The sequence below is a fragment of the Pseudomonas sp. B20(2017) genome, from assembly GCF_002113125.1.
GTDB lineage: Bacteria > Pseudomonadota > Gammaproteobacteria > Pseudomonadales > Pseudomonadaceae > Aquipseudomonas.
The window spans coordinates 1-513 of the sequence record NZ_NEJP01000033.1 but is presented as its reverse complement, the minus strand read 5'-3'; the positions used below and the strand labels follow the sequence as shown (position 1 = coordinate 513).

Genomic DNA, 513 nt, shown 5'->3' with positions numbered 1-513 from the left:
ACTAAGAGAACTCACAAATTTTACCTTAGCCTGATCACCACCAGTGAAAGTGGCCATCAGTCTATCTTTCTATCACATACCCAAATTTTTAAAGAACGAACTAGTCAAAGACTAGAAATCAACATTCACCATCACAGCGATGGAATGCTCATTTCTAAGCTCTTACTTCAGAAGCAGTAGTGGTGGAGCCAAGCGGGATCGAACCGCTGACCTCCTGCGTGCAAGGCAGGCGCTCTCCCAGCTGAGCTATGGCCCCGTATTTCTACAGGCGTTTCCCACACAAAATTGGTGGGTCTGGGCAGATTCGAACTGCCGACCTCACCCTTATCAGGGGTGCGCTCTAACCAACTGAGCTACAGACCCAATTTCGGGCTGCTTCTTTCGTCTTCTTCAATGAATCAAGCAATTCGTGTGGGAGCTTATGAAGCAGCTGATGTCGTCGATTAAGGAGGTGATCCAGCCGCAGGTTCCCCTACGGCTACCTTGTTACGACTTCACCCCAGTCATGAATCA

2 tRNA genes and 1 rRNA gene are annotated in these 513 nt (G+C 48.7%); all 3 read right to left on the bottom strand.

Features of this window, described 5'->3' with window-relative positions:
* Positions 1-180: 180 nt before the first annotated feature.
* Positions 181-256: transfer RNA gene (locus CAF63_RS28180), tRNA-Ala, on the bottom strand.
* Between the two features lie 30 nt (positions 257-286).
* A tRNA-Ile gene (locus CAF63_RS28175) sits at positions 287-363 on the bottom strand.
* An 81-nt stretch (positions 364-444) separates the two neighbouring features.
* A 16S ribosomal RNA gene (locus CAF63_RS28170) occupies positions 445-513 on the bottom strand; the annotation flags it as partial.